Origin of the sequence: Serratia proteamaculans (assembly GCF_008830365.1) — a bacterium.
GTDB lineage: Bacteria > Pseudomonadota > Gammaproteobacteria > Enterobacterales > Enterobacteriaceae > Serratia > Serratia proteamaculans.
Window position 1 is genome coordinate 85023 of sequence record NZ_WBKI01000011.1, and the last position, 14630, is coordinate 99652.

Consider the following 14630-nt stretch of genomic DNA (forward strand, 5'->3'; position numbering starts at 1 on the left):
TCGGCAGTCGCTGGCCGTGAGGGTGGTCAGTCGGGAAACTAGCCCCGACCTTAACCACTCAGGACAATGGCTCATGGCAAAGAAAGTATCTAAATGGTTTCGCATTGGCGTCGAGGGCGACACCTGTGACAACCGCGTAATTGACGGTAACGATATTCAGGAAATGGCCGCCGGTTTTGACCCGCGTGTTTATGGCTGCCGTATCAATCTGGAGCACATCAAAGGGCTGTTTCCCAATGGCGATTTTAAACGCCTCGGCGACGTGGTCGAGCTGAAAGCCGAGACGATTGATGATGATTCCATCCTCAACGGCAAGTGGGCGCTGTTTGCCAAAATGACCCCGACCGACGAACTGGTCGCCATGGTCAAGGCCAGCCAGAAAGTCTACACCTCCATGGAAGTCCGCCCGAACTTTGCCAACACCGGCAAATGCTACTTAGTCGGTCTGGCGGTCACTGATGACCCGGCTAGCCTCGGCACCGAGTACCTCGAATTCTGTTCCCGCGCCAAGACTAACCCGCTGGCCGGTAAAAAAGCCGAGCCGGGTGATGTGTTCTCGGTGGCGACTGAGGTGCTGCTGGAGTTTGAGGAGCTGCCTGACAGTCTGCTAACCAATCTGACCGACCGAGTAAAAGGCATGTTCAGCCGCAAGCAAGTCAGCGATGACGCGCGATTCAGCGATGTGCATGACGCGGTCACCGTTATCGCCGAGCAGGTACAAACCAACGGTGACAGCGCCGAAACGCGCTTTGCCCAGCTTGAACAGGAAATCGCAGGGTTGAAAGGCGAGGTAACGGCCGGTCAGGAACAGCTTTCCGAGCTTCAGACCACTCTCGATACCACCGAGAACCTGAGCCAGCAGCGACGCCCGAAAGCCTCCGGCGGCAACGGTGAAGACAGTCTGTTGACCAACTGCTGATAACAGCCAGGGCGGGGCGCGTGGCGTGCCGCTGTGAAGTAACCCGAATTCATCGAATCAGGATAATGTAATGAAGACAAAGACCCGCTTTCAATTTAACGCCTATCTGCAACAGGTTGCCAAGCTGAACGGCATCACGGACGTTGGCGATATCTCCAAAAAATTCAGTGTAGAGCCGTCAGTGACGCAATCGCTGATGAACATCGTACAGGAGTCCTCCGAGTTCCTGACCCGCATCAACATTACCCCGGTTGCTGAGTTGAAGGGCGAGAAGGTTGGCGTGGGCGTCAACGGTTCAATTGCCAGCACCACTGACACCGACGGTGGCAAAGAGCGTCAGACCGCTGACTTCACCTCGCTGGAGTCCAATAAATACGAATGCCAGCAGGTGAACTTTGATTTCCATCTGCGCTATAACCAGCTTGATTTGTGGGCGCGCTATCAGGATTTCCAGTTACGCATCCGCAACGCCATCGCCAAGCGTCAGGCACTGGATTTCATCATGGCCGGGTTTAACGGCACCAGCCGCGCGGCGACCTCTGACCGTGCCAAAAACCCGATGCTGCAAGATGTGGCTGAGGGCTGGCTGGAAAAATACCGCAAAGAAGCCCCATCCCGCGTGATGAGCAACATCACCGGCGAAGATGGCGCGGTAATTTCGACGGTTATTCGCATTGGCAAGGGCGGCGATTATGCCAATCTTGATGCCGTGGTGATGGACGCGACCAACAACCTGATTGCGCCATGGCATCAGGAGTCGCCTGACCTTGTGGTGATTTGTGGCCGTAAACTGCTGGCCGACAAATATTTCCCGCTGGTCAACCAAGAGCAACCCAATACCGAGGCACTGGCCGCCGACGTGATTGTCAGCCAGAAGCGTATCGGTAACCTGCCAGCGGTGCGCGTGCCGTTCTTCCCGGCTAACGCCATCTTTATCACCACGCTCGCCAATCTGTCGATTTACATCATGGATGACAGTCACCGTCGCCACATTGAAGAGAACGCCAAGCGTGACCGCGTCGAAAACTACGAGTCGATGAAAATTGACTATGTGGTCGAAGACTATGCGGCCGGTTGCCTGATTGAAAACATCGAGCTGCTGCCCGCACCGACTGAAAAATCGGCCGCTATGGTATCGAATGTGATCCAGCAGTCATCCGGCGCGGATATCAATGCGTTAGCTGACGCTATCGTGCTGGCAGTTCAAGGCGCTGTGGCTCAACCGGCAGCAACCCCGGAAACCACGCCGGAAACTCAACCAGAAGGCGGCGAGTAAACCATGACGAGTCCCGCACAGCGTCACATGATGCGGGTCTCGGCCGTGGAGGCCGCGCAGCGGGTGGATAACCCGCTGCGCCATGCCACCGCCTACGAGCAAATGCTCGTCAAGCTGGCCGCAGACCGCACCAAGCTGAAACTTATCCATTCTGTCGAGAGAAAGGCCGACCACAAACGCGCGATGTTGCCGTTATACGCGCCATGGGTGGCGGGTGTATTAGCCGAAGGTCGGGGCGCGCAGGATGACATTCTGATGACGGTCATGCAGTGGAAGCTCGACGCCGATGACATTCCCGGCGCGCTGGAAATCGCGCCCTATGCCCTGAAATACCGTCTTAAGGTGCCGAACAACAAACGGCCGGTCGCGTATCTGTTTGCCGAGGAAGTGGCGCTGTCGGCAGAACGCAGCCGCAAGGCGGGAAGTCCGGCCAGCATCGATGACCTACGCGTCGCCATTGAGATGACCGCCGCCGAGGATATGCCTGACATGGTCAAGGCCAAGCTCTACAAGGTGGCTGGTCTTATGTTGAGCGACAGCGGTGACCCGGCGCAGGCGCTGGAGTACCTCGTCCGCGCAATGCAGCTCGACAGCAATGCCGGGGTGAAAAAAGAGATCCAAAAATGCGAGAGCGCACTTAAGCCGAAGCCCGCGCCCATTGCGAAAAGAACAACCACGCGCACGCGTAAGGCCGCCGCTACTCCGGCCAAACGCGGGCGACCACGCAAGGCGGTAAAAACCGCCGGTTAACAGAACGCACCCCCGTGCCGGGCGGCACGATGGCCGCGAGTGTCTTTTGACTTATCAACGCCATCGTCCACCGCCCACCCATTTTGAGGTTGTCATGACGACAGTGATTATACGTAACCCGGTTGAGCCGAAGGACGAGCCAACGGCCATTATCCCGCAACCGGATGAACCTGAGCCGGTGATTAAAAACACCTTCTTTTTCCCGGACGTTGACCCGAAGCGCATTCGTGAATTAATGCGGCTGGAGTACACGTTCACACCGGAGCGTCTGCGCTTTGCTATTCGCAGCGGTATCGCGGAGGCGAATGCGGAGCTGTATCTCTACCGCGAGCAGCAAATCGCCGCCGGGTTCAAGACGTTGGCCGAGGTTCCTGCCGATGAAATCGACGGGGAAAGCGAGAAGTGTTTTCACTACCTGAGTGCGGTTTGTGCCATGACCACCGCGACGCTGTACGAGCGTTATCGGGGTGCGGATGCCAGCGCCAAGGGGGACAAAAAAGCCGACAGCGTCGAGGTGTCCATTGATGAGCACTGGCGGGACATGCGCTGGTCAATTGCCCGTTTGCAGGGTAAACCGCGCTGCATTGTCGGACAAATCTGATGAATGTCATCGCGCTTCAGGGGGACACGCTCGACGCGCTGTGTTATCGCGCCTACGGCCGCACCGAGGGCGTGGTCGAGGCGGTGCTGCTGGCTAATTCGGGGCTGGCTGAGTTGGGTGTCATCTTGCCGCATGGCACGGTGGTCACGCTGCCAGTGATTGACACGGCCCCGGCATCCGAAACCGTTCAGCTATGGGATTAACCATGGAGAAAGTTACCTCGTTTATTGCCTACGCCGTCGCGGTGCTGTTGGCGTGGGCCGGGAAGTATTCCGCGCAGGATATCGCGCTGATTGTCGGCGCGGTGGTTGGCGTCGGCACCTTTGTCACCAACTGGTACTACCGCCGCAAAAGCTATCTGCTGCTAAAAAATGTCGGCATCCCTCGGGAGGTTATCGATGAAATCAATCGTTAAACGTTGCAGTGTCGCCGCCGTGCTGGCGCTGGCGGCCCTGTTGCCGGATTTTACCCGGCTGCATACGTCGATGGCGGGACTTGAGCTTATTGCCAATTTAGAAGGGTGTCGCTTGAGTCCGTACCAGTGCAGCGCAGGCGTCTGGACAAGTGGCATTGGTCACACGGCCGGGGTTAACCCAGGGCGACCCATTACCGAGCGGGAGGCGGCGGTCAATCTGGTGGCCGATGTCATGCGGGTCGAGAAGCGCCTCGCGCAGTGCATACCGGTGACCATGCCGCAACCGGTCTATGACGCCGTGGTCAGCTTTGCGTTTAACGTGGGCACGGGTGCGGCGTGCTCGTCGACACTGGCGTATTTCATCAATAAAAAACAGTGGCCGGCCGCGTGCAATCAGCTTCCCCGCTGGGTGTTTGTCAACGGCGTCAGGTCTGCCGGGCTGGAGAATCGCCGGGGGCGTGAGTTGGCGTTATGCATGAAGGGGGCATTATGAGTGGCGGTAGCAAACTTTTTTTTGCGTTGGTGTTGCTGGCGGTCATTGGCTTGTTGAAATGGCAGGTTCTTACCCTCGGCGATCGACTGGATGCTACGAAGCTGGAAAACGTCAGGGCAGTGGCGGCGCTAGCCGAAAGCCGAACGGCTATAGCTGCGTTACAGGACAGCGCCCTGAGCAATGAGCGAGAACAGGTCATTTTACGCCAGCGTATCGCCGCCGCTGACCAACTGGCGAACCGTCGAAACCACACCATTACGAGGTTGCTCAATGAAAATGACGTTCTGCGCCGCTGGTATCAGTCTGCTTTGCCTGATGATGTTATCGGGTTGCACACCCGCCCCGACTTTGCCACCCCCGACGATTATTTACGCTGGCTGTCCGAAGGTCAGCAGTTGCCCTCTGCCCGGCAGCAGCCCGAAAACCAACGGTGATTTAAGCGCGGATATTTTCAATCTTGAGCGTGCGCTGGTGAGCTGCGCGCTACAGGTTGAGACCGTGAAAAAATGTCAGGAGGAACACGATGTTAAAACCGAAAAGTCTGCGTAAGGCGCTCTATGACGCAGTGCCGAAACTCAAGGCCAACCCGGATATGCTGCGTATTTTTATCGATAGCGGTGTCATCGGTGCAACGCTGGCCGCGTCCCTGTCCTTTGAAAATCGCTATACGCTCAACATCATGGTCACCGACTACCCTGATGATATTGATTTTCTGCTGGTGCCCATTGAGGCATGGTTGCGGGAAAATCAACCCGATATCATGACCGCGGACGAGGGCAGAAAAAAGGGCTTTACCTACATCGCCGATATCAACAAAGACGACAGCTATGACCTCAGTATCAGCCTGCAACTGACTGAGCGCACGATAGTGAAAGAGGTTAATCGCGAGCTGCATGTCTCGCACGCGCCGGAACCCCCCTTGCCGATGCCGGTGGAAAGCCCGACTCATCTTTATGCTAATGGCGAGCTGGTGAGTAAATGGGATGAATGAGTTAAAGCCCTTTGATGACAAGCTGGCTGCGCTGATTGCCGGGCTGTCCGCCTCCAGCCGACGCCAGATGGCCGCCGAGATTGCGAAGCGCCTGCGCACCAGTCAACAGGGTCGAATTAAGCGCCAGCAGGCACCGGACAGCACGCCCTATGCCGACCGTAAGCGTCAACCGATTCGCAGCAAAAAAGGGCGGGTTAAGCGCGAGATGTTCGTCAAGCTGCGCACTAATCGCTATATGAAAGCCAAAGGCACGGCTGATGAGGCGCTTGTCGAGTTTGCGGGCCGTGTGCAGCGGATTGCGCGCGTGCATCAGGAAGGTTTACGTGACCGGCCGAATCGCCATAGCCGCGACGTGCAGTATGACGCGCGCCCGTTATTAGGTTTTAGTGAAGCTGAACGGCAGATTGTGGAGGATGTGATTATTACTCGTTTGAGCGAGTAGCCCGTTGTTTGGCGGGTCATCCTACGCCCGCAAATTGCCGCTGGATCCCTTCAGCGGCATCCTTTCCCTCATGAATACACTCGAAACGATTTCAGAACTTGCGCGCGCAGTGCGCAACCTCATTCGCATCGGCGTCATCGTTGACGTTGACGCCACGCAGGCACGTTGTCGCGTTCAACTTGGCGGTAATACGTCGGACTGGTTGCAATGGCTGACTTGTCGTGCCGGTGGTGCACGCACATGGTGGGCACCCTCTGTCGGTGAGCAGGTGCTGCTGCTGGCGTTAGGGGGCGAACTTGACACCGCTTTCGTGCTGCCGGGTATATATTCCGACGATTTTCCAGCCCCGTCAGCGTCGGCCGAGGCATATCACAACTGCTTCCCCGATGGCGCGGTCATCGAATACGAGCCAGAAACCGGCGCGCTGGCCGTTACCGGTATTAAAACTGCTGACGTGCAAGCGTCTGAGTCGATAACCGCCAATACCAAAGTGGTGATGGTAAAAGCCGCAGAAAGCATCACCCTCGACACGCCGGAGGTGGTCTGCACTAACAAACTGACTACCGGCACGCTGGAGGTGAAAAAAGGCGGGAAAATGTTTGGGGATATCGAGCATGGCGACGGCACCTTTAAATCCAACGGTGTGCAAGTTGATAAACACGGTCACGGTGGTGTGCAGCGCGGCAATGACTGGACGGAGGAAACTAAATGACCGTCAGATACACCGGCATGAACCGGGACACTGGCCAGACTCTGACGGATAGCGAGCATATCAGCCAGAGCGTGCGCGATATCCTCATCACACCAATCGGCTCGCGGGTGATGCGTCGTGAGTATGGCTCGCTTCTGTCAGCTCTGATTGACCAGCCGCAAAGCCCGGCGGTCAACGGGCAGGTGATGGCCGCCTGCTACATGGCAATCCTCAAATGGGAGCCGCGCGTCAGGCTGACCTCTATCACCTTCGAGAAAGCCTTCAACGGTCAGATGTTCGTTGATATTACCGGCGTGCGCCAAGACACCACCGGCGGCACATTTTCGCTAACCGTTCCACTGAGCTGACACTATGGCCACTATCGATTTAAGCCAGCTACCCGCGCCAAATGTTGTTGAACCACTGGACTATGAAACCCTGCTTGCCGAGCGCAAGGCAACGCTGATTTCCCTGTATCCGGCAGACCAGCAGGAGGCTATCGCCCGAACATTGGCGTTGGAGTCAGACCCTATAGTCAAGGTCCTGCAAGAGAATGCATATCGTGAAGTTATCTTGCGCCAGCGCGTCAACGAGGCGGCGCAGGCGGTCATGGTAGCCTATGCGGGCGGTGCAGACCTCGACCAGCTCGGCGCGAACAACAATACCCCGCGACTGATTATTACCCCGGCGGATGATACTGCTATCCCGCCTGTTGCGGCCGTGATGGAGTCAGACGAGGATTTTCGCCCTCGCATCCCGGCCGCCTTTGAGGGAATGTCAGTCGCGGGGCCGGTGGGGGCATATGAGTTTCACGCCCTGAGCGCCGACGGTCGTGTCGCCGATGCCTCGGTATTCAGTCCGGCCCCGGCTAGGGTCTCGGTCAGCGTGCTGGCGCGCGACGGTGACGGCACCGCACCCGATGAGTTGCTCGCGGTAGTTGCCAAGGCACTGAATGACGAGAGTGTGCGCCCAGTGGCTGACCGGGTGACTGTCGCGTCGGCGAAGATTGTTGATTACCAGATTAACGCCACACTCTTTGTCTTGCCTGACCCGGCCGTCGAACCTATCAAAGCCGCCGCTGAGCAGCGTCTAAAAGCCTACATCAACGCGCAACGTCGCCTTGGACGTGATATTCGTCGCTCGGCTATTTATGCCGCGCTGCATGTGAGCGGTGTGCAGCGTGTTGAGCTGGCCGCCCCGCAATCTGATGTGGTACTGGACAAGACGCAGGCGGCTAACTGTACCGACTATCAAATCTTAATCGGTGGCTCTGATGAGTAACCTTTTACCGCCGGGGTCATCCGCGCTAGAACGCCGGGCGGCCGAGGCTTGTTCGGTGGGTATGGATTTGAATGTGCCACTCCGTGACCTGTGGAACCCGGAGCGATGCCCGGTTAAATTCCTGCCGTATCTGGCGTGGGCGTTCAGCGTTGACCGCTGGGATGAGGATTGGCCGGAGGCGGAAAAGCGTAAAGCCGTCAGCGATGCGTTTTACATTCACCGGCGTAAAGGCACGGTTGCCGCTATTCGCCGTGTGATTGAAAACATGGGCTATAGCATGAGCATTGCGGAATGGTGGGAAGTAGCCGACCCCGCCGGGACGTTTCGCCTGACTATCGATGTGAATGACGTCGGTATTACGGAGGAAATCGTTAATGAACTTGAGCGATTAATCGGTGAGGCAAAATCAGCAAGTCGTCATATTGCGCAGTTAAGTATCAGCACCCAAATATCCGGGGCTATTTATTCCGCCGCCGCTATTCATGACGGCGATATTGTTACCGTATACCCTGCTGATTATTCACCTTCGGAAAAAGTGAAATACAACGGCATACCGAGATTTAACGGCAATTATCATTACTCCGGGGAAAAATATGTCTGAGCTATCAGAACAAGCAAAGTGGGAAAAAACCATTTATCAAATCCAGCGCGGTGATGACGTCTCAGGTGGCCGGGATGGTGTTGCAAATATTCAGGCGCGCCAGTTGGCAAACCGTACTGCGTTATTAAAAAATGATGTGGATAAACTTAATACGTCTGTCATGAGTGATGCGAAGATTTATGACAATGAGCCGGAGGCGCAACAGGCTATTAATGACGGCGTCGAAAAACGGCAGTTTTTTACCGTAACGTCTCAGATTACCAATTATTGGGTTGAACAGTACGAAAACGTTAATGGCATTGCGGTTAAAACTGGCAAGAAAATTGTTACCAGTGCCTTTGTCGAGGCGGTGGAGTTGCTGGCCGCCGGAACGGACAAGCGCACGCGTGGCCTGTTGACGCTGCCACGCTCTAAATACCCTTTCGATATTGTCAGTCGTCAGGGGTATCGTCTGTTTGCCATCAAAGGGAACGGGGATAAATCGCTGCCCGGCAACTCGTTCGCGGATTACCTGAATGTGTTGAAAGGGTTGATTGTTGGTCAAACGTCGGTGCGGCGTGTGCGTCCGGGCTATCTGTTTGACTTGGTCGTTGGTGGGTATCGTCTCTTATCGGTGCGTGACGATGGTCGTGGAACGCTGGAGCATCGCGGTATTCCCGTCGAAAATCATTTGGGGCTACTTGAAAACACGCTGGGCTTTTTGGGCGACTCACTGTCGGATAACGGCCGCAACCCGAAAGAGATTGCAAGCCGCCCTCGCGGCTGGACGTATAACGCGCGGTCATGGCAAACGTGGGCCGTGATGAAAACTGGCGGGCGTTTGAAATACATCGGGCAGTGGGCGACTGGCGGTTATACCTCGGGTGACGTCATTAAGCATCATCTGCAATCAGCCATCGAGGCCAAGCCGAGATTTTGCGGTCTGCTTATTGGCCGTAATGACGTCATTAGGCTGGAAATCTCGCTGGAAACCACAAAGGCAAACGTCAGGACTATCTGCACCGCGCTGAGGAAGGCCGGTATCATCCCCGTAATTTGCTCAATGGCCGCGCAGATTAATGCGAGTGACGTGCTGAAAGGGCGTGAAAATGCTGTCAATGCGTTCCTGCGTGCTTACGCATTGGATCAGGGCTATCCGTTTGTGGACATGCGCGCGGTAACCGTTGACCCGGCGACAGACGCATGGAAGCCAGGGTATAACGGCATTCTCAACGGCGGGCCAGACCCCTCGCATCCGGCACCCCTTGGCGCATTCCATATGGGGACGGCACTGGCTGAGACGCTGGCACCCTATACCATGCCAACCTATCCACCACTGGCCATCGCCAACACCACACCGGAACGCAGCCCGAACGGCCTGCGCAATCCGCTGTTTCTTAACGTTGATGCCGCCGGGCGGCCGGCTGACTGGGCGATTGAATCCGGCGACGTGAGTGTGACTAGCGCCCCGGACATTGTTGGTAATGCGCTTGCTGTAAAAGCCAGCTCCGGCACTTACGCCAAAGTGTCGCAGGTTGTGAAGGTAAAACCGGGGGAGCGCCGGGAATTCTGTTTTAAAGTGAAAATTGATACCGACGATAAATCAACGGTGGCCTGTTACTGCGAAACGAATAATGCCGATATGTTGAATCTTGCGGGCTTGAGGGCGTGGAGTCATCCGGTTGAAGGGTATTTAACTTACAGCTATGAGTTTATTGTCCCGGCCGATGTTGAAGAAATAAAAGTTGTCGTGGCGGCAAATAATGCGGCAGATATTTATATTTGTCAGGCGGGCGTTATTAATCTGGAGAATGCGAAATGAAAATTGTTTGTGACGGTGTGGTGCACTCAACAGATTTAGAGTTGGCAGACCCGGAAATGTTGCTGAATCTTGATTCAAGTTTGGCAACCTATGGCTTGCAAGATAAATATGATTCCAGCGGCAATGGACGTGACCTTATTACCGGCAATGATTTTACCGAAGCCGGAATGTTACTCGTTGATGATGCCGAACACGGTGCTGATACCGGTATTATCGAAACGGACGAGATGACGTTCGCGATTTGCATTAACGTGGATAACATTAAAACCAGTGGGCGTATTTTCTCTAACTTTATTCCGGGTGTTGCACCGTTTTCGGGTATCCAGTTACGGATTGAGCCTGATGGGTCGTTAATTTTTCAGGTCGCGAGTGGCATTGTCGGTAGCGTCGAGTTTGACCCATTATATTCGGTGGCAGCGGGCGGCGCTGTGGGTGGCTGGACGCGCTTTACTGCGACGGTTTCTAACAGCGAGGTGACTATCACGCGCGCGGCGGGTACACGTTATGCGGCAAAAGTGAAAAAACGTGCGAAATCTCCAGAGTCCATTTTTCTGAATGGCGCACCGAGCAAAGAACAAAACAAAGGGCTGCCCGGCGTGATGGGTGTCATCGCGTTTTATGACCGGGTATTGACCGTGGATGAGCAGGAGCAAGCCCGAACAAAACTAAAAGAAATCATGCGTACGCGCGGGCATTTCGTTAACTGACAGGGAGGGAATATGACCGAGAAAAAATTCCTGACCCTAATCACGCAGGCCGGGGCAGAGCGGCTGGCGAATGCGGCAGTCACCGGGACGCCGGTTGCCATTGCCGCAATGGCTGTCGGTGACGGCGGCGGGCTACTGTCACGGCCAGACCTAACCCGCGTGGGTCTTGTGGGTGAGCAATATCGCGCTGAGCTGAATAAGCTGGTCATTGCGGACGCGGATGCGAGTGTCATTGAGGCGGAAATGATTATGCCGCCACAAATTGGCGGGTTTTGGTTGCGTGAGCTGGCGCTCTATGCTGATGACGGGGTGTGTATCGCTGTCGGCAATATGCCGGAGACGTATAAACCACTGCTTGTCGAAGGCTCCGGGCGCTTTCAGGTCATCAGGGTGCAATTGAAGGTCAGCAGCACTGCGGACGTGGCACTTATTGCCGACCCGTCGGTCATGATTCCTACTGTGGAGGACGTCCATAAGCTGGAAGCGGTGGTTAAGGATTACACCGATAATCAGCTTTCGGCGCATGAGCAATCCCGCAGTCACCCTGATGCGACACTGACCGAAAAGGGGTTTACGCAGCTCAGCAGCGCAACAAACAGCGATAGCGAGGCACTGGCCGCCACTCCGGCAGCGATTAAAAAGGCCATTGCGGCCGCCGTGCGCGAGAGCTGGGAGTTATCTAACCCCGTTGGCATCAGTCATTTCTTTTTTGCCAACGTCGACCCTAACGCCCGCTGGCCGTGGTCAAAGTGGGAGTATACCGGGGAGGGGAGAACCATCCGCATTGCCAAGCGGGACGGCTCCAATGTGGGGCAAACCGGCGGCAGTGATACCGTGACAATCGCCCGCGCAAATTTGCCCGCAGAAAAAATTAGCGTAAATGGCACGGCCCACGATACCGACCTCGGCACCAAGAGAACCAAGGCAGCCGGGAAGCACGTTCACCATGGCACGCCACAGCGTAATAGCAATTATGAATTGGGTGGGAATAACCGCGTCTTCTTTGACCCGTATGCCGAAGGTGATACGGATGAGGCTGGCGAGCATGACCACGAAATGGATCTCGGGTCACATGGCCATAATGTTACGGGGGAAACGGATGCACTCGGTAGCGGTCAGGCTGTCAGCATTGTCGAGAGCCACGTCCTGCAAATGTGTTGGCACCGTATAGCATAAAAAAATGGCCCGCATGTGCGGGCCGTTGTCTACCTGCGGCATTTCCCTGATGTTGCCGGATAGATAACGCCACCCTAACCGCTCCGGCTAAATTCCGTCCAATCGATTACATAGATCAATGCGTCGATATTGATCGGCCAAATCGATCGCAATGCGTTTTCCCTTCCTCCTGTCTTTTTACTCCGTTGTCTGGTGGGCCATCCACCGGCCATCGCGTGCGCCTGCGCAAGCCCGGCGGCAAGCTAGGCACACCACCAACAACCGGAGTCACAATATGGGTGATTATCACCACGGCGTGCGCGTCGTCGAAATCAACGACGGGACGCGCGTCATTTCTACCGTTTCGACGGCTATCGTCGGTATGGTCTGCACCGGCAAAGATGCTGACCCGAAGGTTTTCCCCCTCAACACCCCGGTATTGATTACCGATGTGATTGCCGCTGCCGGTAAGGCGGGGAAATCTGGCACGCTGGCGAACGCTTTGGCAGCTATCGGTGACCAGTGCAAGCCGGTGACGATTGTCGTGCGGGTTGAAGAGGGCAAAGACGCCGCGACAACCACGTCGAACATCATCGGCGGCGCGGATGAAAACGGCCGCTATACCGGTATGAAAGCCTTGCTTACCGCGCAGGCGGTCACCGGGGTGAAACCGCGTATTCTGGGCGTGCCGGGACTGGATACGCTGGAAGTGGCGACGGCGCTGGCGGGTATTTGCCAGCAGTTACGCGCGTACGGTTATATCAGTGCGTATGGCTGCAAAACCATTTCCGAGGCCATCGCCTACCGCGACAATTTCAGCCAGCGCGAGCTGATGCTCATCTGGCCGGATTTCCTCGCATGGGATACCACCGGCAATGTGAGCGCCACGGCATTCGCCACCGCTCGCGCGCTGGGCCTGCGCGCAAAAATCGACACGGAAACCGGCTGGCATAAGACCCTGTCTAACGTTGGTGTCAACGGCGTGACCGGCATTTCCGCCAGCGTGTTCTGGGATTTACAGGCACCCGGCACCGATGCCGACTTGCTCAATGAGGCCGGGGTCACGACGCTGGTGCGCAAAGATGGTTTCCGCTTCTGGGGTAACCGCTCCTGTTCTGATGACCCGCTGTTCTTGTTTGAGAACTACACCCGCACCGCGCAGGTATTGGCTGACACCATGGCCGAAGCGCATATGTGGGCGGTGGATAAGCCGGTCACCGCCACGCTTATCCGCGACATTGTCGAAGGCATTAAAGCCAAATTCCGTGAGCTGAAATCCAACGGCTACATCATCGACGCCGATTGCTGGTATGACGAATCGGCCAACGATAAAGAGACCCTGAAAGCCGGGAAGCTGTATATCGATTACGACTACACCCCGGTTCCCCCACTGGAAGACCTGACCCTGCGCCAGCGCATCACCGATAAGTATCTGGTGAATCTGGCCGCAGGCGTCAACAGCTAAGAGGACGCGTTAAACCATGGCACTCCCACGCAAACTGAAGTACCTCAACCTGTTTAACGACGGCCTGAGCTATATGGGCGTGGTCAGCTCAGTGACCCTGCCGAAACTGACCCGCAAGCTGGAGAACTATCGCGGCGGCGGCATGAACGGCGCGGCCCCGGTGGATATGGGGCTGGACGATGACGCGCTCAGCGTTGAATGGACTATCGGCGGCCTGCCAGATGACCAGCTCTGGGCGCAATACGCCGCCTCAAGCTCGACGGCCGTGCCGCTGCGCTTTTGCGGTTCTTATCAGCGCGACGATACCGGCGACATTACGGCGGTGGAGATTGTGCTGCGTGGCCGCCATAAAGAATTTGATTTTGGCGACCAGAAACAGGGCGAAGACACAGAGACAAAAATCTCGACCCAATGCACCTATTTCAAGCTGACCGTCGACGGCAAAGAGCGCATTGAAGTTGACACCGTCAACATGATTGAACGTGTGAACGGCGTTGACATGCTGGAACAGCACCGCCGCAATATCGGGCTGTAATTACCGGGCGGTCAGCGACGCTGGCCGCCATTCCTCCTGACTCATTAAATTTGAGAGCACACCATGAAAAAAGAAAACACCATCACCGCTACCGAAAACCCGAACGTCGTGAAACTGGATACCCCGGTCAAACGCGGTGAAACCGTTATCGATACGGTAACCCTGACCAAACCGAACGCGGGCACTCTGCGCGGCGTGGGTCTGGCCTCGCTGGCAAGCTCTGACGTTGATGCGCTGATTAAGGTGCTGCCGCGCATGACGTACCCGGCATTGACCGAGAGCGAAGTCACTGCGCTGGAGTTGCCTGACCTTGTGGCACTGGCCGGGAAGGTTATCGGTTTTTTGGCACCGAGTTCGGCACTGTAGATTTCCCGGCAGGATTGTCGGTTGATGACCTGATGGCGGATATCGCGACGATTTTCCACTGGCCGCCGTCAGAGCTTTACCCGATGACACCGCAAGAACTCCTCAACTGGCGCGATAAAGCGCTCCAACGAAGCGGACAAA

Annotated in this window: 21 protein-coding genes and 1 pseudogene; all 22 read left to right on the forward strand. The window is 56.2% G+C overall.

Annotated features, from left to right (window positions below; translation table 11 throughout):
• Window positions 1-73: 73 nt before the first annotated feature.
• On the forward strand, window positions 74-919 hold the full coding sequence (locus F8R23_RS23550) for a GPO family capsid scaffolding protein (RefSeq protein WP_151416083.1): 846 nt from the start codon (window positions 74-76) through the stop codon (window positions 917-919).
• Window positions 920-989: 70 nt separating this feature from the next.
• Window positions 990-2195: a phage major capsid protein, P2 family gene (locus tag F8R23_RS23555; RefSeq protein ID WP_151416084.1), complete on the forward strand. Its 1206-nt coding sequence runs from the start codon at window positions 990-992 to the stop codon at window positions 2193-2195.
• 3 nt (window positions 2196-2198) lie between these two features.
• Window positions 2199-2945: a phage terminase small subunit gene (gene gpM / locus F8R23_RS23560; RefSeq protein ID WP_151416085.1), complete on the forward strand. Its 747-nt coding sequence runs from the start codon at window positions 2199-2201 to the stop codon at window positions 2943-2945.
• A 94-nt stretch (window positions 2946-3039) separates the two neighbouring features.
• On the forward strand, window positions 3040-3546 hold the full coding sequence (locus F8R23_RS23565; protein WP_151416086.1) for a head completion/stabilization protein: 507 nt from the start codon (window positions 3040-3042) through the stop codon (window positions 3544-3546).
• Window positions 3546-3749, forward strand: coding sequence for a tail protein X (locus F8R23_RS23570; RefSeq protein ID WP_151416087.1), 204 nt, complete (start codon window positions 3546-3548; stop codon window positions 3747-3749). The genes F8R23_RS23565 and F8R23_RS23570 overlap by 1 nt, the downstream gene beginning before the upstream one ends.
• Before the next feature lie 2 nt (window positions 3750-3751).
• Entirely contained in the window at window positions 3752-3961 is a 210-nt protein-coding gene (locus tag F8R23_RS23575) for an HP1 family phage holin (RefSeq protein WP_151416088.1), read from the forward strand.
• Window positions 3945-4454, forward strand: coding sequence for a lysozyme (locus F8R23_RS23580; RefSeq protein ID WP_151416089.1), 510 nt, complete (start codon window positions 3945-3947; stop codon window positions 4452-4454). The genes F8R23_RS23575 and F8R23_RS23580 overlap by 17 nt, the downstream gene beginning before the upstream one ends.
• Window positions 4451-4801: pseudogene (locus tag F8R23_RS23585) on the forward strand (Rz-like lysis system protein LysB); the annotation flags it as partial. The gene F8R23_RS23580 and the pseudogene F8R23_RS23585, both read left to right, overlap by 4 nt.
• Window positions 4725-5003 carry an Rz1-like lysis system protein LysC gene (gene lysC, locus F8R23_RS24345; protein ID WP_244953415.1) on the forward strand — a complete coding sequence of 93 codons (279 nt, stop codon included), beginning with the start codon at window positions 4725-4727 and terminating at the stop codon, window positions 5001-5003. The pseudogene F8R23_RS23585 and the gene lysC, both read left to right, overlap by 77 nt.
• Window positions 4978-5445: a phage tail protein gene (locus F8R23_RS23590; protein ID WP_151416091.1), complete on the forward strand. Its 468-nt coding sequence runs from the start codon at window positions 4978-4980 to the stop codon at window positions 5443-5445. The genes lysC and F8R23_RS23590 overlap by 26 nt, the downstream gene beginning before the upstream one ends.
• Window positions 5438-5887: a phage virion morphogenesis protein gene (locus F8R23_RS23595; protein WP_151416092.1), complete on the forward strand. Its 450-nt coding sequence runs from the start codon at window positions 5438-5440 to the stop codon at window positions 5885-5887. The genes F8R23_RS23590 and F8R23_RS23595 overlap by 8 nt, the downstream gene beginning before the upstream one ends.
• A gap of 70 nt (window positions 5888-5957) precedes the next feature.
• Window positions 5958-6599 (forward strand): phage baseplate assembly protein V, encoded by a 642-nt coding sequence (locus tag F8R23_RS23600; RefSeq protein ID WP_151416093.1) that lies wholly within the window; start codon window positions 5958-5960, stop codon window positions 6597-6599.
• A complete protein-coding gene (locus tag F8R23_RS23605) occupies window positions 6596-6946 on the forward strand; it encodes a GPW/gp25 family protein (RefSeq protein WP_151416094.1) in 351 nt (116 codons plus the stop codon). The genes F8R23_RS23600 and F8R23_RS23605 overlap by 4 nt, the downstream gene beginning before the upstream one ends.
• 4 nt (window positions 6947-6950) lie before the next feature.
• Window positions 6951-7859, forward strand: a complete 909-nt coding sequence (locus F8R23_RS23610) for a baseplate assembly protein (RefSeq protein WP_151416095.1) — start codon at window positions 6951-6953, stop codon at window positions 7857-7859.
• Window positions 7852-8460, forward strand: coding sequence for a phage tail protein I (locus tag F8R23_RS23615; RefSeq protein WP_151416096.1), 609 nt, complete (start codon window positions 7852-7854; stop codon window positions 8458-8460). Before F8R23_RS23610 ends, F8R23_RS23615 begins: the two co-directional genes overlap by 8 nt.
• Window positions 8453-10261, forward strand: a complete 1809-nt coding sequence (locus tag F8R23_RS23620) for an SGNH/GDSL hydrolase family protein (RefSeq protein ID WP_151416097.1) — start codon at window positions 8453-8455, stop codon at window positions 10259-10261. The genes F8R23_RS23615 and F8R23_RS23620 overlap by 8 nt, the downstream gene beginning before the upstream one ends.
• Window positions 10258-10968, forward strand: a complete 711-nt coding sequence (locus F8R23_RS23625; RefSeq protein WP_151416098.1) for a LamG domain-containing protein — start codon at window positions 10258-10260, stop codon at window positions 10966-10968. The genes F8R23_RS23620 and F8R23_RS23625 overlap by 4 nt, the downstream gene beginning before the upstream one ends.
• 12 nt (window positions 10969-10980) lie before the next feature.
• A complete protein-coding gene (locus tag F8R23_RS23630) occupies window positions 10981-12144 on the forward strand; it encodes a phage tail protein (RefSeq protein ID WP_151416099.1) in 1164 nt (387 codons plus the stop codon).
• 274 nt (window positions 12145-12418) lie between these two features.
• On the forward strand, window positions 12419-13588 hold the full coding sequence (locus tag F8R23_RS23635) for a phage tail sheath protein (RefSeq protein WP_151416100.1): 1170 nt from the start codon (window positions 12419-12421) through the stop codon (window positions 13586-13588).
• Between the two features lie 16 nt (window positions 13589-13604).
• Window positions 13605-14123 (forward strand): phage major tail tube protein, encoded by a 519-nt coding sequence (locus tag F8R23_RS23640; RefSeq protein WP_151416101.1) that lies wholly within the window; start codon window positions 13605-13607, stop codon window positions 14121-14123.
• Window positions 14124-14186: 63 nt separating this feature from the next.
• Window positions 14187-14489 carry a phage tail assembly protein gene (locus F8R23_RS23645; protein ID WP_151416102.1) on the forward strand — a complete coding sequence of 101 codons (303 nt, stop codon included), beginning with the start codon at window positions 14187-14189 and terminating at the stop codon, window positions 14487-14489.
• A gap of 32 nt (window positions 14490-14521) precedes the next feature.
• The coding region (locus F8R23_RS23650; RefSeq protein WP_151415504.1) for a GpE family phage tail protein at window positions 14522-14630 on the forward strand (109 nt) is incomplete at its 3' end.